Source organism: Amphibiibacter pelophylacis (genome assembly GCF_037688875.1).
Taxonomy (GTDB): domain Bacteria; phylum Pseudomonadota; class Gammaproteobacteria; order Burkholderiales; family Burkholderiaceae_C; genus Amphibiibacter; species Amphibiibacter pelophylacis.
In genome coordinates this window covers 40769-66040 of record NZ_JAWDIE010000011.1, presented here as the reverse complement: position 1 = coordinate 66040, position 25272 = coordinate 40769, and the positions used below count along the sequence as shown (strand labels likewise).

At 68.3% G+C, this 25272-nt stretch carries 21 protein-coding genes; 15 read left to right on the top strand and 6 right to left on the bottom strand.

Annotation, left to right across the window (positions count from 1 at the left end; translation table 11 throughout):
- Nucleotides 1-2 precede the first annotated feature (2 nt).
- Both RV045_RS08575 and RV045_RS08570 read left to right on the top strand, forming a co-directional pair.
- Entirely contained in the window at nucleotides 3-1385 is a 1383-nt protein-coding gene (locus tag RV045_RS08575; protein ID WP_423235366.1) for a cytochrome P450, read from the top strand.
- A gap of 180 nt (nucleotides 1386-1565) precedes the next feature.
- Nucleotides 1566-3689 (top strand): sialate O-acetylesterase, encoded by a 2124-nt coding sequence (locus RV045_RS08570; protein ID WP_423235365.1) that lies wholly within the window; start codon nucleotides 1566-1568, stop codon nucleotides 3687-3689.
- A 17-nt stretch (nucleotides 3690-3706) separates the two neighbouring features.
- Here RV045_RS08570 and RV045_RS08565 read toward each other — a convergent pair whose 3' ends face one another.
- Nucleotides 3707-3976, bottom strand: coding sequence for a hypothetical protein (locus RV045_RS08565; protein ID WP_423235364.1), 270 nt, complete (start codon nucleotides 3974-3976; stop codon nucleotides 3707-3709).
- Nucleotides 3977-3983: 7 nt separating this feature from the next.
- Nucleotides 3984-4550, bottom strand: coding sequence for an oligoribonuclease (orn, locus tag RV045_RS08560; RefSeq protein WP_423235402.1), 567 nt, complete (start codon nucleotides 4548-4550; stop codon nucleotides 3984-3986).
- A 222-nt stretch (nucleotides 4551-4772) separates the two neighbouring features.
- Here orn and RV045_RS08555 point away from each other — a divergent pair, with 222 nt between their 5' ends.
- A complete protein-coding gene (locus RV045_RS08555; protein WP_423235363.1) occupies nucleotides 4773-6131 on the top strand; it encodes a M48 family metallopeptidase in 1359 nt (452 codons plus the stop codon).
- Nucleotides 6131-7165: a ribosome small subunit-dependent GTPase A gene (gene rsgA, locus RV045_RS08550; RefSeq protein WP_423235362.1), complete on the top strand. Its 1035-nt coding sequence runs from the start codon at nucleotides 6131-6133 to the stop codon at nucleotides 7163-7165. Before RV045_RS08555 ends, rsgA begins: the two co-directional genes overlap by 1 nt.
- Before the next feature lie 37 nt (nucleotides 7166-7202).
- Here the strand turns inward: rsgA and RV045_RS08545 are convergent, their stop codons facing one another.
- On the bottom strand, nucleotides 7203-7520 hold the full coding sequence (locus RV045_RS08545; protein WP_423235361.1) for a helix-turn-helix domain-containing protein: 318 nt from the start codon (nucleotides 7518-7520) through the stop codon (nucleotides 7203-7205).
- Entirely contained in the window at nucleotides 7513-7623 is a 111-nt protein-coding gene (locus RV045_RS08540) for a type II toxin-antitoxin system RelE/ParE family toxin (protein ID WP_423235360.1), read from the bottom strand. The genes RV045_RS08545 and RV045_RS08540 overlap by 8 nt, the downstream gene beginning before the upstream one ends.
- Nucleotides 7624-7790: 167 nt before the next feature.
- Between RV045_RS08540 and ahpC the strand changes: the two genes are divergently transcribed.
- From ahpC to flhA, 5 genes are all read left to right on the top strand, one after another.
- A complete protein-coding gene (gene ahpC, locus RV045_RS08535; RefSeq protein ID WP_423235359.1) occupies nucleotides 7791-8354 on the top strand; it encodes an alkyl hydroperoxide reductase subunit C in 564 nt (187 codons plus the stop codon).
- Between the two features lie 107 nt (nucleotides 8355-8461).
- Nucleotides 8462-10051 carry an alkyl hydroperoxide reductase subunit F gene (gene ahpF, locus RV045_RS08530; RefSeq protein ID WP_423235358.1) on the top strand — a complete coding sequence of 530 codons (1590 nt, stop codon included), beginning with the start codon at nucleotides 8462-8464 and terminating at the stop codon, nucleotides 10049-10051.
- 78 nt (nucleotides 10052-10129) lie between these two features.
- Complete coding sequence (locus RV045_RS08525) at nucleotides 10130-10975, top strand: aldo/keto reductase (protein WP_423235357.1); 846 nt, start codon at nucleotides 10130-10132, stop codon at nucleotides 10973-10975.
- 119 nt (nucleotides 10976-11094) lie between these two features.
- Nucleotides 11095-12321 (top strand): EscU/YscU/HrcU family type III secretion system export apparatus switch protein, encoded by a 1227-nt coding sequence (locus RV045_RS08520; protein WP_423235356.1) that lies wholly within the window; start codon nucleotides 11095-11097, stop codon nucleotides 12319-12321.
- Nucleotides 12318-14420: a flagellar biosynthesis protein FlhA gene (flhA, locus tag RV045_RS08515; protein ID WP_423235355.1), complete on the top strand. Its 2103-nt coding sequence runs from the start codon at nucleotides 12318-12320 to the stop codon at nucleotides 14418-14420. Before RV045_RS08520 ends, flhA begins: the two co-directional genes overlap by 4 nt.
- Nucleotides 14421-14456: 36 nt before the next feature.
- Here the strand turns inward: flhA and RV045_RS08510 are convergent, their stop codons facing one another.
- On the bottom strand, nucleotides 14457-15116 hold the full coding sequence (locus tag RV045_RS08510) for a GntR family transcriptional regulator (RefSeq protein ID WP_423235401.1): 660 nt from the start codon (nucleotides 15114-15116) through the stop codon (nucleotides 14457-14459).
- A gap of 118 nt (nucleotides 15117-15234) precedes the next feature.
- Here RV045_RS08510 and RV045_RS08505 point away from each other — a divergent pair, with 118 nt between their 5' ends.
- The 6 genes from RV045_RS08505 (at nucleotide 15235) to RV045_RS08480 (ending at nucleotide 22241) form a co-directional block, all read left to right on the top strand.
- Nucleotides 15235-16482, top strand: coding sequence for an NRAMP family divalent metal transporter (locus RV045_RS08505; protein ID WP_423235354.1), 1248 nt, complete (start codon nucleotides 15235-15237; stop codon nucleotides 16480-16482).
- A gap of 19 nt (nucleotides 16483-16501) precedes the next feature.
- Nucleotides 16502-17263 carry a LamB/YcsF family protein gene (locus tag RV045_RS08500; protein ID WP_423235400.1) on the top strand — a complete coding sequence of 254 codons (762 nt, stop codon included), beginning with the start codon at nucleotides 16502-16504 and terminating at the stop codon, nucleotides 17261-17263.
- A 15-nt stretch (nucleotides 17264-17278) separates the two neighbouring features.
- Nucleotides 17279-18091: a putative hydro-lyase gene (locus RV045_RS08495; protein ID WP_423235353.1), complete on the top strand. Its 813-nt coding sequence runs from the start codon at nucleotides 17279-17281 to the stop codon at nucleotides 18089-18091.
- Nucleotides 18092-18120: 29 nt separating this feature from the next.
- Nucleotides 18121-19722 (top strand): 5-oxoprolinase subunit B/C family protein, encoded by a 1602-nt coding sequence (locus tag RV045_RS08490; RefSeq protein WP_423235352.1) that lies wholly within the window; start codon nucleotides 18121-18123, stop codon nucleotides 19720-19722.
- Between the two features lie 30 nt (nucleotides 19723-19752).
- The gene (locus tag RV045_RS08485) at nucleotides 19753-21483 is read left to right on the top strand and encodes an acetyl/propionyl/methylcrotonyl-CoA carboxylase subunit alpha (RefSeq protein ID WP_423235351.1); all 1731 of its coding nucleotides are present in this window, start codon (nucleotides 19753-19755) and stop codon (nucleotides 21481-21483) included.
- Between the two features lie 233 nt (nucleotides 21484-21716).
- Nucleotides 21717-22241, top strand: a complete 525-nt coding sequence (locus RV045_RS08480) for a fasciclin domain-containing protein (RefSeq protein ID WP_423235399.1) — start codon at nucleotides 21717-21719, stop codon at nucleotides 22239-22241.
- 98 nt (nucleotides 22242-22339) lie between these two features.
- Here the strand turns inward: RV045_RS08480 and ppc are convergent, their stop codons facing one another.
- Nucleotides 22340-25189 (bottom strand): phosphoenolpyruvate carboxylase, encoded by a 2850-nt coding sequence (ppc, locus tag RV045_RS08475; protein WP_423235350.1) that lies wholly within the window; start codon nucleotides 25187-25189, stop codon nucleotides 22340-22342.
- Nucleotides 25190-25272 lie beyond the last annotated feature (83 nt).

Below are 25272 nucleotides of genomic sequence, written 5' to 3'. Positions count from 1 at the left end.
CCGTGGCCGACGGCAGCCTGCCGCCGGACGCGACCGACTGGCGCGCCCCGGCCACCTGGCGGGACCCTTATCCGCACTACGCCCGCCTGAGGGGCAGCGGCCCGCTGCACTGGAGCCCCCAGTTCTTCGGGGGCGCCTGGCTGGTCACTGGCCATGACGACTGCGAAGCCGTGCTGCGCGACCCCCGCTTTTCGGCGCAGCGCACTGGTGGCTGGATCGGCCAGGCGCTGGCGCGCCGATGGGGTCTGGATGGTGAAGGCGCTCCGCCTGACGATGCCGCTGCGTTGTCGGCCGGGGCGGGCGGGGTGGACGATGCGGCCCGTGCCGAGCGCCTGGCCTTCCAGCGCTTTTTCGCCCGCAGCCTGATTTTCCTGGATGCGCCGCACCACGGCCGCGTGCGCAAGCTGATGCAGAAGGCCTTTGCGCCCGTGGCGCTGCGCGCCTCGCAGGCCGCGATCTCGGCGATGGCCGATGAGCATCTGGACGCGGTCGACGCCGCCCTGCAGCGCGGCGAAACGGTGGACTGGATGCCCACCGTGGCCCGCGCCATGCCCGCCCGTGTCATCGCCCACTTGTTGGGCGTGCCGCTGCAGCCGCAGTTTGTGGCGTGGTCGGACGACATCGCGGCCTTCATCGGCGCGGTCCAGCCCGGGCGGCGACAGTTCATGGCGGCCAGCCGGGCGCTGCGCCAGCTCACGGCCTGGTTCGAACAGCATCTGGAGGTCCGCGCCCGCGCGGGCACGCCGCCAGAATCTGCGGGCGATCTGGTCGGTCACCTGCTGGCGCACACCGATTGGGACGAGGACCAGAGCGCTCGCACTGAAGGCCGGGAAAGCGGGCCGGGTGACAGTGCCCCGCTGTCCCGCGCCGAGCTGATCGCCCAGTGCGCCATGCTGCTCTTTGCCGGGCACGAAACCACGCGCAACCTGCTGGGTAACGGCCTGCTGGCGCTGCTGCAGCACCCGGCCACCTGGCGCGATCTGGCCGACCACCCCGAAGCGGCGAGCGGCGCCGTGCGCGAGCTGCTGCGCTGGGACAGCCCGGTGCAGTACACCGGCCGCCGCCTGGTCAGCGATCTGCACTGGCACGGCCAGACCCTGCGCCGGGGCGATCTGGTCATCGCGCTGATCGGCAGCGCCAACCGCGATCCTGCGCGCTACGCCCATCCTGACCAGCTGGACATCCGCCGCGACGCCGGGCTGCACCTGTCCTTCGGCCAAGGTCCGCACCTGTGCATTGGCCTGGGCCTGAGCCACATAGAGGCCGAAACCGTCTTCGCCCGCGCCGCCCGCCGCTGGCCCACGCTGCAGATCGCCTCATCGGCCTTCGATACCGCCAACGCGGTGTACCGCGGGCTGGAGCATTTGCAGATCAGGCTGGGCTGAAACGTGTCTTACAGAGCCCATCTGTCTGCATTGTCTTTCTTCATCTTCTAAATCATCAGGGTTTTTTCTGCCCGGATGAGTGGGTCAAGTCGGTATCATCCGCCTTCTGCGGGGCCTGATGGCTGGCCCGGTGTTGTGTTGTGCATGGGGCGTTTGATGGCTGGATTCAGAACAGATGCGGTGGCCTGTGCCGCCCTGGTGGTCATGGGGATGTGGAGCGCGTCCGCGCTGGCGGACACGGTCAGCTACGCGCAGGTGACCTCCACCAACGCCAGCTCCAAAGGCAATTACCCCGCGATGAGCTTTCTGCTGGGCGACCGCCAGGTGCGCGTGACGCGCCAGACCGCCGCCACGCCCGACACGGCGCAGCTGGCCCTGCGCACTTTCACGCTGTACGACGCGGGCGGCACGGGGGCCACCACGCCGGTGTTTCTGTCGATACGCGACAGCGTCACGGGGACCGAGATCGCGCGTTCGGTCAACAGCCTGTCGATGACGGGGGGCGACAAAGGCCGCCCGCTGAACTTCGAATTCGGCGCCAGCGCCCCTGCGATGCTGGATCGCAATACGCCTTACCGGGTCGCGTTCGTCAACGCGGCAGGCGCCGATGTGATGGGCCGCAGCGAGGCCAACAACACCGCCAGCCCCGACAGCCAGTTCCTGTCCAGAGACGGCAGGGTGCTGGAACCGGCCTACTCGCCGCGCTTCACGGTGTCGGGCGACGCGGTGGTTTTCCAGCGCGACGTGGCGCGCTTCAGCCGCGTGGGCCCGACCGATTTCGCGTCCAAAGGCACGTACAGCGGCTTCACGCTGGCGCTGGACGACGGCACGGCCGTGTCGCCCGCCAAAGCCTCGGTGCAGGGCGCGCAAAAGCTGGCGCTGCGCCAGATCGTGCTGTTTGACGCGGGCAGCCTGTCGCTGCCCGGGCCGGTGTATCTGTCGCTGCGCCGGGCGGGCAGCACGGTGGAGATCGCCCGTTCCAGCAACGCGGTGACCATGACCGGTGGCGCCAAAGGCCGTCGTCTGGTTTTTGATTTTTCCAGCCAGCTGCCCGAACTGGAGCGCAGTGCGCCATACACCGCCGTTTTCGTCACCCCCAATGGGCAGCGCGTGAACGGCCGTTTCGAGGTCAACCACACAGCGGCCAGCGCCCAAAGCCGCCTGCTGACGCTGGACGACGCCCTGATCAGCCCGGGCCATTCCCCGCGCTTCGAACTGATCGCCGATGCACTGCCTACTGCCTCGGCTGCAGCCACCATCACGGCCAAAGTCCCGTCTTACTACTACGTGCTGGTGCTGGCGGGCCAGTCCAACATGGTCGGCTACGGCGAAGAGCTGGCCGATCCGGACGGCCTGGATGCGCCTGACGCGCGTATCGTCCAGGTGGGCCGCGCGGCCGGGCGCGATCACACCGTGGTCCCGGCCACCTTCAACCTGGATCACGTGCAGGACATGGCCGGGTCCAGCCTGAAAAACGGCGTCAGCCACACCCTGGTGCGCAACGGCCAGCGTGACTGGGCCAGGTACGGCGGTACCGTGGGCGCGGGCCTGTCGCTGGCCAAAAAGCTGCTGCCATACATCCCGGCTGATGCGGGCATCCTGCTGGTCCCTGCGGCGCGTGGCAGTGCTGCTTTCACGACAGGGTCAGACAGCGCCTATACGCCGGGCCTGACCCGGGTCTACGTGGACGGCAGCCGGGGCGGCACGTCTACCGGCACCTGGACCCGCTGGGGCGTTTCGGGCGGCCACGCGGCCAACGAGGGCGGCAAGACCGGCCTCTACCTGGACATGCTGGAGCGCACGCGCTGGGCCCTGCAGCAGAACCCGCGCAACGTGCTGGTCGGCGTGGCCTGGATGCAGGGCGAGTCCGATCTGGGCAATCCCAGCGGACACAAAGCCGCGTTCGAGGCCCAGCTCAAGACCTTCGGCAGTGATCTGAACAGAACCAGCCGCGCCCAGTGTCTGGACAGCGACTGCAGCCGCACGCCCTGGATCGCGGGCGATACCTCCATTTCCTGGAAGCGCCCGGGTTACGACACCGTTTACCTGCAAACTTACGGGCGCAGCGCCCTGCCGCAGGTCAGCTTTGTGCCCTTCATGTACCAGGCCGATGGCGTGACGCCCACGTCCACCAACCAGGACTATGCCTACAACGCGCAAAGCAACCCGACGGGGGCGGACCGCCGCTCGTCAGCGGCGCCCACAACGCATTTTGGTACGCGCGCCCTGCGCGAGGTGGTCGGTCCGCTGATGGGCGTGGGCGTGATCGAAGCGGCCAACCGGGCTGCTGTGCGCCAGCCCTGATGCGGTGAGCGCGGGCTCTAGCTGGTCTGCGGGCGCGCCGTGCTCCGCCAGCCTCGGGCGTAGGGATCGATCAGGATTTGTGCGCCTTCCCGGGTCAGGCGGGCGACCATGGCCGCCGCGTTGTGCGCGCCGTGCCTGGGCGTCAGTGCGGCTTCGATCTCGGCCGGGTTGACCGCGACACCCACCCCGTCATCGAGCATGACGCGCAGACCCGAGTCATGCACGGAGTGGCCCTGCACCTCGTCGAAGTGCCAGAAGTCCTGCCATTTTTGGGCGTCAGAGGGCATGGTGGGCTCAGATCCTGGGCGCGTTGATGAAATGCTCGCGGTAGTAGAGCATCTCGTCGATGGATTCGTGGATATCGGCCAGCGCGGTGTGCTTCTGCGCCTTGGCAAAGCCGGGCAGGATGGCCGGTTTCCAGCGCCGCGCCAGCTCCTTGAGGGTGCTGACATCGATGTTGCGGTAGTGGAAGAAATTTTCCAGGCGCGGCATGTATTTGTTCAGAAAGCGCCGGTCCTGCCCGATGGTGTTGCCGCACAGCGGGCTTTTGCCCGCCGGGACCATGGTGCGCAGCCATTCGAGCACGCGCGCTTCGACCTCTTCTTCCGAAAAAGTGCTCTCGCGCACGCGCTGCGTCAGGCCGCTTTTGCCGTGCGTGCCGCGGTTCCAGGCGTCCATGGTGTCGAGCACGGCGTCGCTCTGGTGGATGGCGAAAACCGGCCCGGCCACGCGCACGTCCAGCTGGGCGTCGGTGACGATGACGGCGATCTCGATGATGCGGTCGGTGGCGGGCTCCAGGCCCGTCATTTCCAGATCCAGCCAGACCAGGTGATCCTCGCGGCGCACCCAGCCTTCGGGCATGGCTTCGGCGGGCGTGTACACCGGCGCAATCGGGGTGGACGGGTCGGGCGTGGCGTGGGGGGCAGGGGCGTCGGTCATGATGGATGGCGCTGAAGTTTCGCGCAGAAGTCAGGTCGGCCGCGAAGGCAGGAAAAGTACCGCTCTGCAAAGGCGCCTGTCATGGCTGACAATGCGCAGATGCGGGCAGGGCTGATGGCGTATTGTCGCAGCCTCAGGCCCGCGATGAACCGCCTGCGGCGCACCGCCGCCTTTGCCACCATGCCAGACCTGACACCCAGCCTGATTTTTTCGCTGCTGTTTGCCGTGCTCATCTCCTTCAATCTGGGGCTGAAGGCGTGGCTCAACCTGCGCCAGGTGCGCAGCGTACTGAGCCACCAGCACGACGTGCCCGCCGATTTTGCCGGACACATCGAGCCCGACAAACACGCCACGGCGGCGCGCTACACGGCCGACCGCCTGCAGCACGATCTGCTGGGTTCGGCAGTGGCCGTGCTGCTGCTGGTGTGCTGGACGCTGGCGGGCGGCCTGCAGTGGGTGCAGGAGCAGATTGCCGCCCAGCCTTTTCTGGTGCAGCACCCGCTGCTGGCCGGGCTGGTGCTGCTGGGCGTTTTCGCCCTGGTCGGCGCGCTGATTGATCTGCCCTTTTCCTGGGCGAGCACCTTCCGGCTGGAGGCGCGTTACGGCTTCAACCGCAGCACGCAGCGCCTCTTCTGGAGCGATCAGGCGCGCGGCCTGCTGCTTGCGCTGCTGATCGGCGGACCGCTGGCCGCGCTGGTGCTGTGGGCCATGGCGGCGGCAGGCCCGCTGTGGTGGCTGGCGGCCTGGGGCATCTGGGTGGCGTTCACGCTGGCGATGATGGTGATTTTCCCGCTGTGGATCGCGCCGCTCTTCAACCGTTTCGAGCCTTTGAAGGACGCCGAGCTGCTGGCCGGCATCGAGGCGCTGATGCGGCGCTGCGGCTTTCAGTCGCGCGGCGTTTTCGTGGTCGATGGCAGCCGCCGCAGCGCGCGCGCCAACGCCTATTTCACGGGCCTGGGCCGGGCCAAGCGCGTGGTCTTTTACGACACGCTGCTCGACAAGCTCAGCCCCGAGGAAACCCATGCCGTGCTGGCGCACGAGCTGGGGCATTTCCGCCTGAACCACATCGCCTGGCGGATCGGGATTGCGCTGGGCCTGGGCCTGCCGCTGCTGGCGCTGCTGGGCTGGGTGGGCCAGCAGGGCTGGTTCTACACTGGCCTGGGCGTGCTGCCCGGCACGCTGCCGCGCGATCACGCGGCGCTGCTCATCCTTCTGATGCTGGCGCTGCCCGAATTCACTTTCGCGCTGTCGCCTTTCACGGCGCGGCTGTCGCGCCGCCACGAGTTCGAGGCGGATGCCTACGCCAGCGCCCACGCCGACCGCGACGCGCTGCGCAGCGCGCTGCTCAAGCTCTACCGCGACAACGCCTCGACGCTGACGCCCGATCCGGTTTATGCGCGCTTTTATTACTCGCACCCGCCCGCGTCCGAGCGCCTGGCCGCGCTGGCCCGACTGCCGCGTCTGACGCCCGGGCTTGAGGCCCAGACGGCAGGGGCCGCCTGATGGCGCCGCGCCAGCCCCGCAGCGCGGGCTCGGGTCGGCCGGGCTCCGGGAAAAAACCCGTCGCCGCACCCGACGCCAGCCTGCAGGAGGGCTGGATCGTCGCCAGCCATGGTCGCCATGATCTGATGCGCACGCGCAGCGGCGAGACGATGCACGCGCACTCGCGCGGCAAGAAAAGCGAGACCGTGGTCGGCGACCGCGTGCTGTGGCGGCCGACGGGCGATGGCGCGGTCATCGAATCCGTCCAGCCGCGCAGCAACCTGCTTTACCGGCAGGATCTGTGGCGCAGCAAATCGTTCGCGGCCAATGTGGACCGGCTGTGGATCATGGTCGCGGTCGAGCCCGTGTTCAGCGAAAGCCAGCTGGCGCGCGCGCTGATCGCGGCGCAGTCGGCGGACATCGCGGCCGACATCCTCTTCAACAAGTCCGACCTGCCCGGCGCCGACGCGGCCCATGCGCGCCTGCAGCCTTACGCCGATATGGGCGTGGCCGTGCACCGCCTGTCGCTGGCGCAGCAGCCCGATGCGGCCAAAGCGCTGCTGGAGCCCCTGCTGGCCGGGCAGCGCGTGCTGGTGCTGGGGCCCAGCGGCACGGGCAAAAGCACGCTGGTCAACCTGCTGGTGCCCCAGGCGCAGGCGGTGACGGGCGAGATTTCGCAGGCGCTCAACTCCGGCCGCCACACCACCACGCACACGCGGCTTTTCGTGCCCGAGGGCGCCAGCGCGCATCCGCAGGACGGCTGGCCGGTGCCTGCGCTGCTGGATTCTCCGGGCTTCCAGGAGTTTGGCCTGCAGCACGTGGCGCCAGACGCCCTGGGCGGGCTCATGCCCGACATCGCCCGCCTCAGCCCCGACTGCCGCTTTCTGGATTGCCGTCACGGCCACGAGCCCGGCTGCGCGGTCAGCGCCGCTGTGGCCGCTGGGCGTCTTTCGCCCCGCCGGCTGGCGCTGTATCACGAGATTCTGAACGAGCTGGTCCAGGGCCGCCAGATGCGCCATGGCGCCGAAACGGTGGGGCCGGGGATGGGGGGGTGAGTCTGGAGAGCGGCGGTGCCCTGCTGCCGAGGGCGATTCAGTCCAGACGCAGTGCCAGGCGTTTGCCGCAGGCCTGCGCATAGCGTCTCAGCGTTGAGAGCGACGGCGCATGGCGCCGGTTGCCGACGCTGCTTTCGATGCGGGCCAGCGAGGCAGGCGCAATGCCCATGCGCTGCGCGACTTCCGCCTGGCTGAGACCGGCCTCCTTGCGGGCCCGCAACAGGACATCCAGCGCGCTGAACTCATCCTCCAGCGCGTCATGGGCGCTCTTGAACGCCGGATCGGCGGCACTGCGCTGCCTGGCGTAGGCTTCTGGCTCGAAGTCAACAGGTGCGAACTGCTCAGTGTCAGACACGGTGAACCTCCTTCATGCGTTTGCGGGCGATTTTTAGTTCGGCCTGCGGTGTGGCTGGTGTTTTCTTGATGAAGCCGTGAAGGATCACGATCCTCTGGTCCACAACAAAGAACTGGATACGTTAGATCAGGATTGAATGTTAACATGCATGTTAATTTTGTGGTGCATGAGTCAGTTAAGCGGTCGGAATAGCTTTTCACTATCAAATAAAGGGTTTTCCCTCGGTTTGTGCTATATTTTTGGCCTTATCAACTGTTCGCTTCAACGACCATGTCCCTGATCAACACCGAAATCAAGCCTTTCTCTGCCACCGCCTATCACAACGGCAAGTTCGTGCCTGTGACGCAGGACAGCCTGAAGGGCAAGTGGTCTGTGATGTTCTTCTACCCGGCCGACTTCACTTTCGTGTGCCCGACCGAACTGGGCGATCTGGCCGACCACTACAGCACCTTCAAATCGCTGGGCGTGGAAATTTACGGCGTGTCCACCGACACCCACTTCACGCACAAGGCCTGGCACGACACGTCGGACACGATCAAAAAGATCGCCTACCCGCTGATCGGCGACCCGACGGGCACCATCACCCGCAACTTCGGCGTGATGATCGAAGAAGAGGGCCTGGCGCTGCGTGGCACCTTCGTGATCAACCCCGAAGGCCAGATCAAGCTGTGCGAAATCCACGACAACGGCATCGGCCGTGACGCCAACGAGCTGCTGCGCAAGGTGCAGGCCGCCCAGTACATCGCCGCTCACCCGGGCGAAGTCTGCCCCGCCAAGTGGACGCCGGGCGCCGAAACGCTGGCCCCCAGCCTGGACCTGGTCGGCAAGATCTGATCGCAGGCCCTTGGGCCCGGACCATCTGGCGCTTTGCCAGCCGGTCCATGCGCCGCGCCGGTCTGTCCGGCGCAGGCGCTTTTTTTTGAATCCTGATGAGGTGAACCATGCTTGACGCCGCCCTGATCCCCCAACTGAAAGCCTACCTGGAGAAGCTGCAGCACCCCGTGGAACTGGTGGCGACGCTGGGTGAGGACGAATCCTCGGCCCGGATGCGCGAGCTGCTGGGCGACATCGCGGCCTGCTCGGATAAGGTCAGCGTGCGCCTGGATGGTGACGATGCGCGCCGCCCGTCGTTCAGCATCGGGCGTCCGGGCGTGGACATGGGCATCCGCTTCGCCGGGCTGCCCATGGGGCACGAGTTCACCTCGCTGGTGCTGGCGCTGCTGCAGGCCGGCGGCCACCCGCCACGCATCGAGGCCGAGCAGATCGACGCCATCCGCGCGCTGCCTGGCTCGTGGGATTTCGTCACCTACATGTCGCTGACCTGCCAGAACTGCCCCGAAGTCGTGCAGGCGCTGAACCTGATGGCGGTGCTCAACCCCGGCATCCGCCACGTGACGGTGGATGGCGCGCTCTTCCAGGACGAAGTGCAGTCGCGCCAGATCATGGCCGTGCCGAGCGTCTACCTGAACGGCGAACCCTTCGGTCAGGGCCGCATGGGCGTGGCCGACATCCTGGCGAAACTGGACACTGGCGCTGCTGTGCGAGAGGCCGAAAAAATCGCCACCAAAGACGCCTTTGACGTGCTGGTCGTGGGCGGTGGCCCGGCGGGCGCCGCGGCCGCGATTTACGCTGCACGCAAAGGCATCCGCACGGGCGTGGTCGCCGAACGCTTCGGCGGCCAGGTGCTGGACACGGCGGGCATCGAAAACTTCATCTCCGTCCCCGAAACCGAGGGCCCGCGCCTGGCGGCCGCCATGGAGCAGCACGTCAAGGCCTACGAGGTCGATGTGATGAACCTTCAGCGCGCCGAACAGCTCATCCCCGCCGGGGCCGACGGCCTGCACGAAGTGCGATTGTCCAGCGGCGCCAGCCTGAAGGCGCGCAGCGTGGTGCTGTCCACCGGCGCGCGCTGGCGCGAGCTGGGCGTCCCCGGCGAGCAGCAGTACAAGGGCAAGGGCGTGTGCTTCTGCCCGCACTGCGACGGCCCGCTGTTCAAGGGCCAGCGCGTGGCGGTGATCGGCGGGGGCAATTCGGGCGTGGAGGCGGCCATTGACCTGGCCGGCATCGTCGCACACGTGACGCTGCTGGAGTTCGCCGACACCCTGCGCGCCGACGCCGTGCTGCAGGCGCGCCTGCGCAGCCTGCCCAACGTCACCGTCATCACCCACGCGCAGACCTCGGCGGTGCTGGGCGACGGCCAGAAGGTCAACGGCCTGGAGTACACCGACCGCCGCAGCGGCCAGACGCACACGGTTGCGCTGCAGGGCCTTTTCGTGCAGATCGGCCTGCTGCCCAACACCGACTGGCTCAAGGGCACGCTGTCGCTGTCGCGCCATGGCGAGATCGAAGTGAATCCGCGCGGCGAAACCAGCATCCCCGGCGTTTTTGCGGCGGGCGACTGCACCACCGTGCCTTACAAGCAGATCGTCATCGCGGTGGGCGAAGGCGCCAAGGCCGCGCTGTCGGCCTTCGATCACCTGATCCGTCTGCCGGTGGATGCGGCTGTGGCGGAGGAGGTTTCGGGGGGCTGACTGGGCCGGGGCAAAGTGACGGAGCACACCGCCCACATACGCTAGACTGCCCCTCACCCGATCCACAAGGACATCGCTATGCCCCATCAGGTTCTGAACGACGGCCGACGCATTCCCAGCCTGGGGCTGGGGGTCTGGGATATTGCGCAGGACGAGACCGCCGCCGCCGTGCTGCAGGCGCTGGAGCTGGGCTACCGCCACATCGACACGGCGGCGGCCTACGGCAACGAGCGCGGGGTGGGCCAGGCGCTGGTGCAGTCCGGGCTGCCGCGCGACGAGGTCTTCATCACCACCAAGGTCTGGAACACCCACCACGGGCGCGAAAAAGCCACCGCTTCGGTGCACCAAAGCCTGGAGCGTCTGGGGCTGGACAGCGTGGATCTGCTGCTCATCCACTGGCCCTGCCCGGTGCTGGGCCTGACCACCGAGACCTGGGAGACGCTGATCGATCTGCAGCAGCAGGGCCTGGCGCGATCGATCGGCGTGTCCAACTTCGAACCGGCGCACATTTCGGCACTGGTCAAGGCGACGGGCGTGCGTCCGGTGGTCAACCAGATCGAGCTGCATCCGCAGTTCCAGAACCGCGCGGCTTTCGAGTTCAACCGCCAGAACGCCATCATCACGCAGGCCTGGAGCCCGCTGGCCCGCGCTGGCGACGTGCTGCGCGATCCGCTGATCGCCCAGATGGCGGCGCGCTATGGCAAAAGCCCGGCGCAGGTGGTGCTGCGCTGGCATTTGCAGGAGGGCCGGGTGGTCTTCCCCAAATCGTCCAATGCCGAGCGCCAGCGCGAGAACCTGCAGGTGTTTGATTTCCAGCTGACGCGCGAAGACCTGCAGGCCATCCGCGCCATGGATACGGGGCAGCGACTCTTTGCCGACCCGAACGACAGCCCTTATCTTGAGCCGCTGACGCCGGGCACCTGACTCCCGGGCGCCGGGTCGAACCCCCCGGCGGGCGCCAAACTCGTCCGCTTTTCCCCCACTTATCGACCGGACAGCGCGGGCGCTGAAGGGCAAGATGCGATCACAACGCTGGCCGGATCGTGGCCGCTGCGATTTCCTGCATCACGCCCGCAACGCCCGCCATGTCCGACAGCGACAAGACCCTTCCCGCCACCGAGAAACGCATCCGCAAGGCCCGCGAGGACGGGCAGGTGGCGCGTTCGCGCGAGCTGTCGCACATGGCGGTCGTGGGCATGGGCCTGCTGCTGGTTTTTGCGGCGGCGCCCTGGCTGTGGGGCTGGCTGGTGCGCCTGATGCAGCAGGGGCTGACGTTTGACGCCCAGTCGCTGCGCGCCATGACGCTGCCCCAGCGCCTGCTGGGCCCGGGGCTGGAGGCGCTGGCCGCCATCGTGCTGCTGGGGCTGTGCATCACGGCGGGCGTGGTGGCGTCCAGCCTGGCGGCGGGCGGGTGGAATTTCTCGATGAAGGCGCTGGCCCCGAAGTTTTCCAAGCTCAACCCGCTGACGGGTGTGGCGCGGCTGGTCTCGCCGCAGCAGCTGGTCGAAACGGCCAAATCCGTCGGCGTGCTGGCCGTGCTGGGCAGTGTGGCCGGCGCTTACCTGTTTCACCACCTGTCGGATTTCACTGCGCTGCTGGGGCTGGACGTGCCCCAGGCCATCGCGGCCATGGGGCACAGCATCTGGGGCGGGTTGATGCTGCTGGTGGGGGTGCTTGGCCTGTTTGGTCTGGTCGATCTGCCGCTGCAGCGCTTCATGATGGCGCGCAAGCTGCGCATGAGCCACTCCGAGGTCAAGCAGGAGCACAAGGAATCCGAAGGCAGCCCCGAAACCAAGGGCCGCCAGAAGCAGCGCATGCACGAGATCGGCCGCCGCCGCATGCTGGCCGCCGTGCCCGCCGCCGACATGGTGGTGATGAACCCCGACCACTACGCCGTGGCGCTGAAGTACGACGAGGGCAGCATGGCCGCGCCCGCTGTGGTCGCGAAAGGGACCGATTTCCTGGCCTTCCAGATCCGCGACGCGGCCCGGCGCGCCGATGTGCCGGTGCTCACCAGCCCCCCGCTGGCGCGGGCGCTTTATGCCCATGTGCCGCTGGACCGCGAGGTGCCCACCGAGCTTTTCGCCGCCGTCGCGCAGGTGCTGGCCTATGTCTACCAGCTGCGCGCCGCGCTGCGCGGGGAAGGGCCCATGCCCGGCGACATGCCCCGCGTCAGCGTGCCGCGCGGGCTGGATCCGCAGGACGCGCCGCCGCCCGAGCCCACGGCCACCGACCCGCGCCGCAGCGCCACCTACGGGCCTGAGGCATGAACGCCGCCCTGCTGCGCCTGCAGTCCCTGATGGGCGGCGACCGCCGCGCCCTGACCCAGAGCCTGCTGGTGCCGCTCTTTGTCGTCATGGTGCTGTCGCTGATGGTGCTGCCCATGCCGGCCTTCGTGCTGGACCTGTTCTTCACCTTCAACATCGCCATGGCGCTGATGGTGATGATGGTGTCGGCCAGCATGGTCAAGCCGCTGGATTTCGCCGCCTTCCCCACGGTGCTGCTGTTCACGACGCTGCTGAGGCTGTCGCTCAACGTCGCCTCGACGCGCGTGGTGCTGCTGGAAGGCCACGAGGGGCCGGGCGCGGCAGGCAAGGTGATCGAATCGTTCGGACACTTCCTGATCGGCGGCAACTTCACCGTCGGCCTGATCGTTTTCGCGATTCTGGTGGTGATCAACTTCATCGTGGTGACCAAAGGCGCCGAGCGCATCGCCGAAGTGGGCGCACGCTTCACCCTGGACGCCATGCCCGGCAAGCAGATGGCCATTGACGCCGACCTGAGCGCAGGCCTGATCAACGAGGAAGGCGCCAAGCGCCGCCGCGCCGAAGTGGCCGAGGAAGCCGACTTTTTCGGATCAATGGATGGCGCCAGCAAGTTCGTGCGCGGCGACGCCATCGCGGGCATCCTGATCCTGTTCATCAACATCATCGGCGGCATCATCGTGGGCATGGTGCAGCACGACATGAGCGCCAGCGCCGCCGCCGACAGCTACATCATTCTGGCGGTGGGCGATGCGCTGGTGGCGCAGATTCCGGGCCTGCTGATCTCGGTCGCGGCGGCCATGGTGGTGTCGCGCGTGGGCTCCGAGAAAAGCATCGGCGGCCAGATCGGCCAGCAGATGTTCGGCACGCCGCGCGCCGTGGGCATGGCGGCGGGCATCATCGGGATGCTGGGCCTGATCCCGGGCATGCCGCACCTGGTGTTCTTCCTGATCGGCGGGGCGCTGGGCACGCTGTCCTGGTGGCTGATGCGCCAGGACGGCCGCCCGGACGATGCGGCGGCGGGCGCCAGCGGCGCGGATAGTGCCCCGGCGCGCGCGGCGGGCGAAGCCGCCGAAGCCACCTGGGACGACCTGCAGCCCGTGGACACGCTGGGCCTGGAGGTGGGCTACCGCCTGATCGCCATGGTGGACAAGGCCCGCGACGGCGATCTGCTGGCGCGCATCAAGGGCGTGCGCAAGAAGTTCGCGCAGGACGTGGGTTTTCTGCCGCCGCCCGTGCACATCCGCGACAACCTGGACCTGCGCCCCAGCGCCTACCGCATCTCGCTGCGCGGCGCGGTGGTGGGCGAGGGCGAAGCCTGGCCCGGCCGCTTCCTGGCCATCAACCCGGGCGGTGTCACGCACAAGCTGCCCGGCCAGGCGACCAGCGATCCGGCCTTTGGCCTGCCCGCCGTCTGGATCGATGGCGACCAGCGCGAGAACGCGCAGATGCACGGCTTCACCGTGGTGGACAGCGAAACCGTCATTGCCACCCACCTGTCGCACCTGATGCTGACGCACGCCGGCCGCCTGCTGGGCCGCGTCGAGGTGCAGAGCCTGGTCGATCACACCGCCAAGCTGGCGCCGCGCCTGATCGAGGACGTGGTGCCCAAGCTGGTCAGCTATACCGTGCTGCACAAGGTGCTGCAGCTGCTGCTGGACGAGGGCGTGCACGTGCGCGACATGCGCGGCATCATCGAAGCGCTGGCCGAGCACGCGGGCACGGTCACCGACCCGCAGGAACTCGCGCAGCGCGTGCGCGTGCAGCTGGCCCCGGCCATCGTGCAGCAGATTTTCGGCCCGGTGCGCGAACTGGATGTCATGGCGCTGGACCCGAGCCTGGAGCGTCTGGTGGTTCAGGCGCTGACCTCACCGCATGGCGCGGCGCTGGACCCGACCGTCGCCGAGGGCCTGACGCGCCACGCGGGCGAGCTGTCCCGTCAGGTCGAAGACATGGGCATGCCCGCCTGCCTGCTGGTGCCCGACGCCATCCGCCCGGCCATGGTGCGACTGCTGCGCCGCCCGGTGCCGCGCCTCAAGGTGCTCAGCCACAGCGAAATCCCCGAAACGCATTCGATCCGGATCGGGTTTCTGGTGACGGGGTGAACCGGCGACCGCGCGTGCGGGCCGCTTGTGGCCGCTTCAGCGCGTCTGCAGCTCGCCCAGGTGCGCGAGTAAAACGCGCTCGGAGTGGCTCAGATAGCTGTCCAGCTCCTGTGCGGCGGCGGCCATGTCACCGGCGTCGTAGAGCGCCAGAATGCGCTGGTTCATGCTGACATAGGGCGCGTGCAGCAGCTCGGGCGACTGCAGCAGCCCGAAGGCCAGGCGCAGTTCGGCCAGGATGCGCTCGAACAGCAGGTTCAGGCGTGGGCTGTCGGCCAGCTCGACGATCGCCTTGTGAAAAGCCATGTTGGCCGTGCCGACGCTGGGCCAGTCCTGGCGGGCCTGCGCTTCCTGCGCGCGCTGCACGGCCTGGTGGATGCGGCTGCTGGCCGGATGGCCGGCATAGGCCTGGCGCAGCGCCTGGCATTCCAGCAGACGGCGCACACGGTAGATGTCGATCACCGTGGCCATGGTCGGCACCGTGACCGATACGCCCTTGTTGGGCTCGTGGATCAGCAGGCCTTCGGCGACCAGGATGCGAAAGGCCTCGCGCAGCGTGTTGCGCGACACCTCCAGCTGCGTGCACAGCTTCGCTTCCGACAGCCGCTGGCCCGCCCGGATCTCGCCCGCGACCACGCTGAGGCGGATGTCTTCGGCAATCCTCAGGGCCAGGCCCTGGGGTTCAGTCGGTGTAGTCATGGCGGGGACGATGGATGCGTTCATGAAGCCCATCAGTTTACCCAGGGATAGCCCGGTGGTCGGGAAAGAAAAATTGTTGAACAATCGCTCCCATTCCCGATCAACCCAAGGAGCCATCATGGCCATGGACCCCACACCCGGTGCGAAGCCGGTCTCGTTTGCGGCATCGCGGCGCTCGTCGCTGGTCGCTGCCATTTTCCTCATGGCCACCTCGGCCATCGGCCCGGGTTTCATCACCCAGACCGCCACCTTCACCTCGTCCATGGGTGCGGCGTTTGCCTTTGGCATCCTGGCTTCGGTGCTAATCGATTTTGTCGTGCAGATCAACGTCTGGCGCATGGTCAGCCTGACGCGCATGCGCGCCCCCGAACTGGCCAACGCGGCGCTGCCGGGCAGCGGCCACCTGCTGGCGATCTTCGTGATTTTTGGCGGCCTGACCTTCAACGTCGGCAACATCGCCGGGGCGGGCCTGGGCCTGAACGCCCTGATGGGGCTGGATGTGAAGTGGGGCGGGGCGCTGAGCGCGCTGGTGGCGATCGGGATTTTCTCCTCGAAGCGCGCCGGGGCGGCGGTGGACCGCATCATCATCGTGCTGGGTCTGGTGATGATTGCCCTGACGGCCTTCGTGGCCTGGGTGTCCAACCCGCCGGTGGGTGAGGCGCTGCGCCAGACGGTGATGCCGGACAGCATCAACTTCGCCACCATCACCACCATCGTGGGCGGCACGGTGGGCGGCTACATCACCTACGCGGGCGCGCACCGCCTGCTGGACAAGGGCGTGCACGGCGTCGAGAACCTGGGCGCGGTCACGCGCGGCGCACTCAGCGGCATTGCGGTCACGGGCCTGATGCGTTATGTGCTCTTCCTGGCCGTGCTGGGCGTGGTCGCCAGCGGCATCTCGCTGGATGTGTCCGGCCAGGCGGCCAACCCGGCGGCGCAGGCTTTCCAGCATGCGGCGGGCGAGCTTGGTCTGCGCGTCTTCGGTCTGGTGCTGTGGGGCGCGGCCATCACGAGCGTGATCGGCGCGGCGTACACCTCGCTGTCCTTCATCACCGTTTTTCACAAAAACGTCACCGACCAGATCCGCAATCGCGGCACGGTGGTCTTCATCGTGATTTCGCTGGCGGTTTACCTCAGCCTGGGCACTGCGCCCGCTGCGCTGCTGGTGTTTGTGGGCGGCCTCAACGGCCTGATCCTGCCGCTGGGCCTGAGCATTTTCATGTGGGTGGGCTGGACGCGCGCCGACCTGATGGGCGGCTATCACTACCCGCGCTGGCTGCTGGTGCTGGGCACCATCACCTGCCTGCTGACCTGGTATATGGGCTACAAATCGATCGGCCCGATCTTTGCTTTCCTGTCGCTGTAAGGACACACGCATGACCTCCCTGCAGATGGATCTCAACAGCGACCTGGGCGAGAGCTTCGGCGCCTGGCGCATGGGCGACGACGAAGCCATGCTGGACATCGTCACCAGCGCCAACGTGGCCTGCGGCTTCCACGCGGGCGACCCGGCCGGCATCCTGACCACGCTGAAGGCTGCCCAGGCGCGGGGCGTGGCCGTGGGCGCGCACGTGGCCTACCCCGACCTGCCGGGCTTTGGCCGCCGCAACCTGGATATGGACAGCCGCGACCTGGTCGCCAGCGTCATTTACCAGATCGGCGCCATTCAGGGCCTGGCCGCTGCGGCCGGGACAACGGTGAGCTACGTCAAGCCCCACGGCGCGCTCTACAACACCATCGCCCACGACGAGCGCCAGGCGCGTGACGTGATCGCAGCGGTCCAGGCCGTCAACCCCCACCTGGCGCTGGTGGTTCTGGCCGGATCGCCGCTGGCCGGCTGGGCGCGCCAGGCCGGGCTGAAGGTGATCGCCGAGGCCTTTGCCGACCGCGCCTACACGCCGCAGGGCACGCTGGTGTCGCGCCGCGAAAAGGGCGCCGTGCTGCACGACCCGCAGCAGGTCGCCCAGCGCATGGTCCGCCTGGTGCGCGACGGCGCCATCGAGGCCATTGATGGCTCCATGGTGCGCATCCCCGTCGATTCCATCTGCGTGCACGGCGACAGTCCGGGCGCCGTGGCCATGGCTTACGAGGTGCGCCAGGCGCTGGTGCAGGATGGCGTGACGCTGCAGCCATTTGCTGCCGCCTGAGCTGTTGGGGTCGCCATGAACGCCATTCCTGATCGGCCCTCCGCCCGGGCAGCCCCCCAGGCGGCCCACGAAGCCCGGCTGGCCTACCGCGCCGGGCGTGTGGCGCCCACGGCGGGCGTGGCGCCGGGACTGACGCAGGCCAACATGATCGCCCTGCCGCGCGACTGGGCCTACGATTTTCTGCTTTACGCCCAGCGCAATCCCAAACCCTGCCCGGTGCTGGATGTCAGCGATGCGGGCGCGTACCGCACCGTGCTGGCCCCGCAGGCCGATCTGCGCACCGATCTTCCGCTGTACCGCGTCTGGCGTGACGGCCGTCTGGATGCCGAGGTGCCCGACGCCACGGCACTGTGGGATGAGCATCCCGATCTGGTCACCTTCCTGATCGGCTGCAGCTTCACCTTCGAGGGGCCGCTGCAGGAGGCGGGCATCGAGATGCGCCACATCGCCCGGGGCTGCAACGTGCCCATGTACCGCACCGGCATCGCCTGCCGGCCGGCCGGGCGCCTGAAGGGCGAGATGGTGGTCTCGATGCGGCCGATTCCCGCGCACCGCGTGGCCGATGCGGTGACCATTTCGGCGCGCTATCCTTCCGTCCACGGTGCGCCCGTGCACATCGGCAACCCGGCCGAATTGGGCATTGCCGACCTGGCCCGGCCCGATTTTGGCGACGCAGTGCCCATCGAAGCGGGGGAAATCCCCGTGTTCTGGGCTTGCGGGGTGACGCCGCAGGCGGCCGTCATGGCGTCCGGCGTGCCCTTTGCCATCACGCACGCGCCGGGCCACATGTTCATCACTGACGTGCCGGACAGCCGTTATCACGTCTGAACGGCCCCGTCTGATTCCAAGGATTTCATTTGCGATTTCTGCCTGTCAACCTCAATGCGCTACTGGTCGAGCTGGACGATCTGCCGCAGACCCTGGCCCTTCTGGGCGCCCTGCAGGCCGATCCGGTCCCGGGCGTGCAGGAGCTGCTGCCCGCCGCGCGCACCGTGCTGGTCACCTACGATTCGCACACGGTCAGCCGCGCTGCTCTGACGGCGCGCATCGCCGCCTGCGACATCCACACCCACACCGAGCGGCCGGGAGAGCTGGTCGAGATTCCCGTGCGCTACAGCGGCGAAGACCTGGCTGAGGTCGCGCAGATGCTGGGCCTGAGCCCCGACGAAGTCATCCAGCGCCACACGGCCAGCCTGTACACGGCGGCCTTTGTCGGCTTCGCGCCGGGTTTTGCCTACCTGTCGGGCGGCGATGCGGTGTTTGACGTGCCCCGGCGCAAGACGCCGCGCACCCACGTGCCCGCTGGGGCGGTGGCGCTGGCCAGCACCTTCTGCGGCGTCTACCCCAAGGTCAGCCCGGGCGGCTGGCAGATCATCGGCCAGACCGATGTCCCGATGTGGGATCTGGCCCGCGAGGTGCCCGCGCTGGTCCAGCCCGGCAGCCGGGTGCGTTTTGTGGAGCAGGGCGCCAGCCCGGCGCTGCCCCGGCCCCAGGCTGCGGCTGCGGTCCATCCGGAGCCGAAAGGGCCGACAAAAATTCCGGCACAAGGCCCCGCGCTGGTCGTGCGCCAGACCGGCCTGCTGGCGCTGTTTCAGGATCTGGGCCGTCCGGGCCAGGCCGGGCAGGGCGTGTCGGCTTCCGGCGCCATGGATCGCGCTGCGCTGCGTGCGGCCAACCGCCTGGTCGGCAATCCGCCCGGCGCGGCCTGCATCGAGCTGGCCTACGGCGGTTTCGAGGTCGAGAGCCGGGGCGACACCGTGGTCGCCCTCACCGGCGCGGACGTGCCGCTGACGCTGATCAGCGCCGCCGGGCCGCGCTGGCCGCTGTCCAGCCACGCGCCGCTGGCGCTGGCCGACGGCGACCGCCTGCAGGTTGGCCCGCCCCGCGCCGGGATGCGCTCTTACCTGGCGCTGCGCGGCGGTTTTGCCGTCGAGCCGGTGCTGGGCAGCTGCGGCACCGACGTGCTGGCTGGCATAGGCCCCGCGCCGCTGGCGGTGGGCGATGTGCTGGGCGTCGGCGCGTTGGCGCAGGGCGTGGTCGGCGCGGCCGGATCGCCCGTGGCCGATCTGCCAGCGGCGGGCGACACCGTCACGCTGGACGTGGTGCTGGGCCCGCGCACCGACTGGCTGGTGCCCCAGGCGGTCGAGCTGCTGCGCGCCCAGGCCTGGCAGGTCACGCCGCAATCCAACCGCGTCGGGCTGCGGCTGCAGGGCAACACGCCGCTGGCGCACGCCACGCCGCGCGAACTGCCCAGCGAAGGCACGTCCTGCGGCGCCATCCAGGTGCCGCCCAGCGGCCAGCCGGTGCTCTTCCTGGCCGACCATCCCATGACCGGCGGCTATCCGGTGATCGGCGCTGTGGCGCCTTACCACCTCGATCTGGCCGGACAGATTCCCGTCGGCGCTTTTGTCCGCTTCCACCCTGTTTCCGTGTTCGACCCGGTCGAAACGGCCTCCTGAACCCCGTCCCCTGACCGAAAAACTGCTACCATGAAGACTGTCCTGATCGCCAATCGCGGTGAAATCGCCGTCCGCATCGCCCGCGCCTGCCGTGATTACGGGGTGAAATCGGTCGCGGTGTACGCCGACGCCGATTTCGGCGCCCTGCACACCCGCACCGCCGACGAGGCCTATGCGCTCGAGGGCGAGCGCCCCGCCGACACCTATCTCAATATCGACAGACTGCTGGATGTGGCGCGGCGCAGCGGCGCCGATGCGGTGCACCCGGGCTACGGATTTCTGTCGGAAAGTGCGGCGTTTGCCCGCGCCGTGATCGCCGCCGGGCTGACCTGGATCGGCCCGTCACCCGAGGCCATCGATCTTCTGGGCGACAAGGTGCAGGCGCGGCGCCTGGCGCTCAAGGTGGGTGCGCCGCTGGTCCAGGGCACGCCCGGGCCGGTGAGCGACGTCAGCGAGGTGCTGGATTTTGCCCGCCAGCACGGCCTGCCCATCGCCATCAAAGCCGCTTTTGGCGGCGGCGGCCGGGGCCTGAAAGTGGTCTGGAAGCACGAGGATATCGAAGAGATGTACGCCTCCGCCGTGCGCGAGGCCATCACGGCTTTCGGGCGCGGCGAGTGCTTTGTCGAGCAGTTCCTCGACCGCCCGCGCCACATCGAGGCGCAGGTGATCGCCGACCAGCACGGCCAGATTGTTGTGCTGGGCACGCGCGACTGCTCGCTGCAGCGGCGCAACCAGAAGCTGGTCGAAGAGGCGCCCGCGCCTTTTCTGGACGAGGCGCAGCGCGAGCGCATCCACCGCGCCGCGCACGACATCTGCGCGGCGGCGGGCTACAGCGGCGCGGGCACGGTGGAGTTCCTGCTCAGCCAGGACGGCCGCATCTCCTTCCTGGAAGTGAACACGCGGCTGCAGGTCGAGCACCCGGTCACCGAGGAAACGGCGGGCGTCGATCTGGTCGTCGAGCAGCTGCGCGTTGCCGACGGCCTGCCGCTGGGCTACACGCAGGCGCCCGCGCCGCGCGGGCACGCTTTCGAGTTCCGCATCAACGCCGAAGACGTCGGACGCGGTTTTCTGCCCACGCCCGGCCGGATCACCGCTTTTGACGCGCCCAGCGGCCCTGGCGTGCGCGTGGACAGCGGCGTCGAGGCGGGCTCGGTCGTGTCCGGTCAGTTCGATTCGCTGATGGCCAAGCTCATCGTCACCGGCGCCACCCGTCAGCAGGCGCTGGCTCGCGCCCGGCGCGCACTGGCCGAATTTGGCATTGAGGGCGTCTCCAGCGTGCTGCCCTTTCACCGCGCGGTGCTGGAGCACGCCGATTTCACCGGCCGCGACGGTTTTGCCGTCCACACCCGCTGGATCGAGACCGACTTTGCGAATGCCACGCCCCCGGGCGAGCGGCCGCAGCCGCTGGGCGGTCCGGCTCTGGAGCGCACCGAGATCGAGATCGACGGCCGCCGCGTGCGTCTGGGGCTGCCCGGCGCGCTGCTGGCGCGGCTGGGGCAGCTCGCCCCGACAGGCGCGGCGGCCAGCGCCAGCACGCCCGGGGCAGGAAGCGACGATGCCGTCAGCGCTCCCATGGCCGGGCGCCTGCTGGCCTGGCGGGTGGGCGAGGGCGACAGCGTGGCCGAGGGTCAGCCCATCGCCACGCTGGAAGCCATGAAAATGGAGATGCAGGTGGTTGCCCCCCGCGCCGGACGCATCGCCTGCGTGGCGGCGGCGGGCGTGGAGGTTGCCGCGGGGCAGGTGCTCGCGCGGATCAGCTGAAGCGCGGCGGGTGCGGGCCCGTGCGGACAACATCCTTTTCATCCAGGGGTTTTGTCCCACCTGCATCCAATGGCCCGGGGGCTCCGTAAAAGGCTGTGACGGCACGGGACACCGTGTCGCATCAACCCAAGGAGAACCCCATGAACAAGACCACCCGCACCCTCACCGCCATGGCCACCGCCGCTGCAGGCCTGACTTTGGCGGGCGCTGCCCTGGCCAATGATCAGGCCGGGATGATGCCCGTGCTCCAGGCCAAGACCATGGCCAGCATGACAGTGCCCATGGTGGGCGGCGCGCCGATGTACCCGACCAAAGACATCGTGGATAACGCGGTGAACAGCAAGGACCACACCACGCTGGTCGCCGCCGTGAAGGCGGCGGGCCTGGTGGATACGCTGAAATCCAAGGGCCCGTTCACCGTGTTCGCGCCGGTCAACGCCGCTTTTGACAAGCTGCCCGCAGGCACCGTGGACACGCTGCTCAAGCCCGAAAACAAGGCCCAGCTCACCGGCGTGCTGACTTACCACGTCGTGGCCGGCAAAGTCAGCGCCGCTGATCTGATCCAGCAGATCAAAGCCGGTAACGGCCAGGCCACGCTGAAAACCGTGCAGGGCGGCGAACTGACGGCCCGGCTGGAGGGCGGCAAGGTCGTCCTGGTCGATGCCAACGGCGGCATGTCCACCGTGACGCAGGCCGATGTCAACCAGTCCAACGGCGTGATCCACGTCGTGGACAGCGTGCTGCTGCCCAAAGGTTGATTGCGGTTTTTGACCGATGTTCTGAACGTTCATGCGGTCAGCAAAAAACCCCGCAGTGGTGACGCTGCGGGGTTTTTGCTTTGCGGTGCAGGCGTGCCTCAGCCGGTATTGCGCAGACCCGCCGCAATCCCGTTGATCGAGATGTGGATGCCGCGCTTGAGCCGCTCCAGCTGCGCGCGCTGGGCGGGGGAGAGGCGCTCGGGGTTCTGGTTCTGCTCCCAGGCTTCGCTGCGGTAGCGGCGCATCAGTTCGACCTGCAGGTGGTTGATCGGGTCGAGGTAGGGGAAGCGGTGCTCGATCGAGCGCGCCAGCGCCGGGTTGCCCGCCAGGCGGCTGTCCTGCCCGGTGATCAGCGACATCATCTCGTTGGTCAGCTGCCATTCGTCGCTGATGGCGGCAAAAATGCGCTGGCCCAGCGCCTGGTCGTCGACCAGATCGAGATAACGCGAGGCAATGTGCAGGTCGGTCTTGGCCAGCACCATGTCCAGGTTGGACAGCAGGGTGCGCAGGAAGGGCCAGCTGGTGTACATCTCCTGCAGCAGCGTCAGGCGCTCGGGCTGGATCTCGCCGGTGAGCGCGCCCTCGGGCAGGGCGTCTCCCGCGTTGTGGCCCTGCAGCCAGGCGCGCACGCCGCTGCCGAATCCCGCCCAGCCGGGCAGGGCGACGCGCGCCTGGCCCCAGCTGAAGCCCCAGGGGATGGCGCGCAGGTCTTCGATCGAGCGCGTGGCTTTGCGCGAGGCCGGGCGCGAACCGATGTTCAGCTCGGCGATCTCGCGCAGCGGCGTGGCGCTGAAGAAGTAATCGGCAAAGCCCGGCGTGCCGTAAACTAGGCTGCGGTAGGCCTGGAAGCAGGCGTCGCTGATGGCAGCGGCGGCGTGCAGGTGGCTTTGCGGCGCATCCTGCGTGGGGTGCAGCAGCGTGGCTTCCAGCGTCGCGGCGATCAGGGTTTCCAGGTTGCGCCGCCCGATGTCGGGGTGCGCGTACTTGCTGGCGATGACTTCGCCCTGTTCGGTCAGGCGGATCTGGCCCTGCACCGTGCCGGGGGGCTGCGCCAGAATGGCCTGGTAGCTGGGACCGCCGCCCCGGCCCACCGTGCCGCCGCGCCCGTGGAAGAGGCGCAGGCGGATGCCGTGGCTGCGCTGCAGCGGCCCAAAAAGCGTCACCAGGCGCAGCTCGGCCTGGTAGAGGTTCCAGTTGCTGGTGAAGGTGCCGCCGTCCTTGTTGCTGTCGCTGTAGCCCAGCATGATGTCCTGCTCGGCACCGCTGCGCTGCACCATGGGCAGGATACCGGGCAGGGCGTAGAACTCGCCCATGATGCGCGCCGAGGCGTCCAGATCGGCGATGGTTTCGAACAGCGGCGAGACGATCAGGTCGCAGCGCGCCGTTTCGGTGCCGAACTGGCGCATCAGCCCGGCCTCTTTCAGCAGCACCAGCACCTCCAGCAGATCGCTGACATCTTCGGTGTGCGAAATGATGTAGTGGCGCAGCGCGGCACGGCCGTATTCGGCCAGGCGCTCGCGGGCGGCGCGGAAAATCGCCAGCTCGCTGGCCGTTTTCTCGCTGTAGGCGGCGTGCGGCACGGTCAGCGGGCGCACGTCGCGCAGCACCTGCATGAGGCACTGGCGTTTGGCCGCCTCGTCCAGCGCGCTGTAGTCGGCCTGCAGGCGCGCGGTGGCCAGCAGCTCGGCGACCACGGCCTCGTGCTGGTCCGAGCTCTGGCGCAGGTCGATGGTGGCCAGGTGGAAGCCAAACACCTGCACCGAGCGGATCAAATCCGCCAGGCGGATGGCGACCAGCGCCCCGCCGTGGTGGCGCTGCAGCGAGTTCTCCACCGTGCGCAGGTCTTCCAGGAAATCTTCGGCGCGGGCGTAGGGCTCGGTCGGCGCGACGGCGTGGCGCAGCGCGTGCGTGCCAGTGCGCGCTTCCAGCGTCGCGGCCAGGCGGGCGTAAACGCCGATCAGCGCGCGGCGGTAGGGCTCGTCCTTGCGGTGGGCGTTGGTGTCGGGCGAGCGGTCGGCCAGTTCCTGCAGCGCGGGCGTGACGCCGACCAGCAGCGTCGACATGGACAGCTCGCCGCCCAGCACGTGCACCTGCTCCAGATAGTGGCGGATCGCCGTTTCGGCCTGACGCGCCAGCGCCATGTTCAGCGAGGCGGCGGTCACAAAGGGATTGCCGTCGCGGTCGCCGCCGATCCAGTTGCCCATGCGGAAGAAGGACGCCAGCTGCGCACCGCCCAGGGCGTGCTCGATCTCGCCGTAAAGGCGCGGAATCTCGCGCAGGAAGGTGGACTGGTAATAGGTCAGCGCGTTGTTGATTTCGTCCGAAACGGTCAGTTTCTCGTAGCGCAGCATGCGCGTCTGCCACAGCTGGGTCACGCGCGCCTTGAGCAGCGCCTCGTTGAGCGCGCGCTCGCGCGGCGTGTGCAGGCTGTCGCGCTCGGCAATGAGCTGCGCAATGCTGCGTTCGGCGTCCAGCAGGCTCTTGCGCTGGACTTCGGTCGGGTGCGCGGTCAGCACGGGCGAAATGTAGGCGTTCTGTAGCATGTGGACCACGGCGTCGCGGTCGATGCCCGCCTTGTTCAGGCGCTCGAAGGCCACGGCCAGCGAGCCCTCCTGCGCGCTGCCCGCACGCTCGTGGTGCAGGCGGCGGCGCACGTGGTGGCGGTCTTCGGCGATGTTGGCCAGGTGCGAAAAGTAACTGAAAGCGCGCACCACGCTGACCGTCTGGTCCAGCGTCAGATTTTTCAGCAGCGCGTCCAGCGTGGCGCCCGCGCTGGCGTCGTTCTTCAGGCGATAGGCGACCGAAAGCTGGCGGATGCGCTCGACCAGCTCGTAGGCGGCCACGCTTTCCTGCTCGCGGATGACATCGCCCAGCAGGCGGCCCAGCAGGCGGATGTCGTCGATCAGGGGCTGATCCTTGGCGTTGTCTTGGGGGGTGGCGTTGGGCATGTTGGCGCTGTCAATCCGGGTTCGGAAGAGAGGAAGAGGCGGGCGTCGTCAGGATCGGGGGAGCGTGATCGTCCTAGAATGGC

Excerpts from the sequence above, each read along its gene's own strand:
- RV045_RS08565 (WP_423235364.1), bottom strand. The coding sequence starts at position 3,976 with ATGCCCTCTGACGCCCAAAAATGGCAGGACTTCTGGCACTTCGACGAG.
- orn (WP_423235402.1), bottom strand. The coding sequence starts at position 4,550 with ATGCCCGAAGGCTGGGTGCGCCGCGAGGATCACCTGGTCTGGCTGGAT.
- RV045_RS08555 (WP_423235363.1), top strand. The coding sequence starts at position 4,773 with ATGAACCGCCTGCGGCGCACCGCCGCCTTTGCCACCATGCCAGACCTG.
- rsgA (WP_423235362.1), top strand. The coding sequence starts at position 6,131 with ATGGCGCCGCGCCAGCCCCGCAGCGCGGGCTCGGGTCGGCCGGGCTCC.
- ahpC (WP_423235359.1), top strand. The coding sequence starts at position 7,791 with ATGTCCCTGATCAACACCGAAATCAAGCCTTTCTCTGCCACCGCCTAT.
- ahpF (WP_423235358.1), top strand. The coding sequence starts at position 8,462 with ATGCTTGACGCCGCCCTGATCCCCCAACTGAAAGCCTACCTGGAGAAG.
- RV045_RS08525 (WP_423235357.1), top strand. The coding sequence starts at position 10,130 with ATGCCCCATCAGGTTCTGAACGACGGCCGACGCATTCCCAGCCTGGGG.
- flhA (WP_423235355.1), top strand. The coding sequence starts at position 12,318 with ATGAACGCCGCCCTGCTGCGCCTGCAGTCCCTGATGGGCGGCGACCGC.
- RV045_RS08510 (WP_423235401.1), bottom strand. The coding sequence starts at position 15,116 with ATGACTACACCGACTGAACCCCAGGGCCTGGCCCTGAGGATTGCCGAA.
- RV045_RS08505 (WP_423235354.1), top strand. The coding sequence starts at position 15,235 with ATGGCCATGGACCCCACACCCGGTGCGAAGCCGGTCTCGTTTGCGGCA.
- RV045_RS08495 (WP_423235353.1), top strand. The coding sequence starts at position 17,279 with ATGAACGCCATTCCTGATCGGCCCTCCGCCCGGGCAGCCCCCCAGGCG.
- RV045_RS08485 (WP_423235351.1), top strand. The coding sequence starts at position 19,753 with ATGAAGACTGTCCTGATCGCCAATCGCGGTGAAATCGCCGTCCGCATC.
- RV045_RS08480 (WP_423235399.1), top strand. The coding sequence starts at position 21,717 with ATGATGCCCGTGCTCCAGGCCAAGACCATGGCCAGCATGACAGTGCCC.
- ppc (WP_423235350.1), bottom strand. The coding sequence starts at position 25,189 with ATGCCCAACGCCACCCCCCAAGACAACGCCAAGGATCAGCCCCTGATC.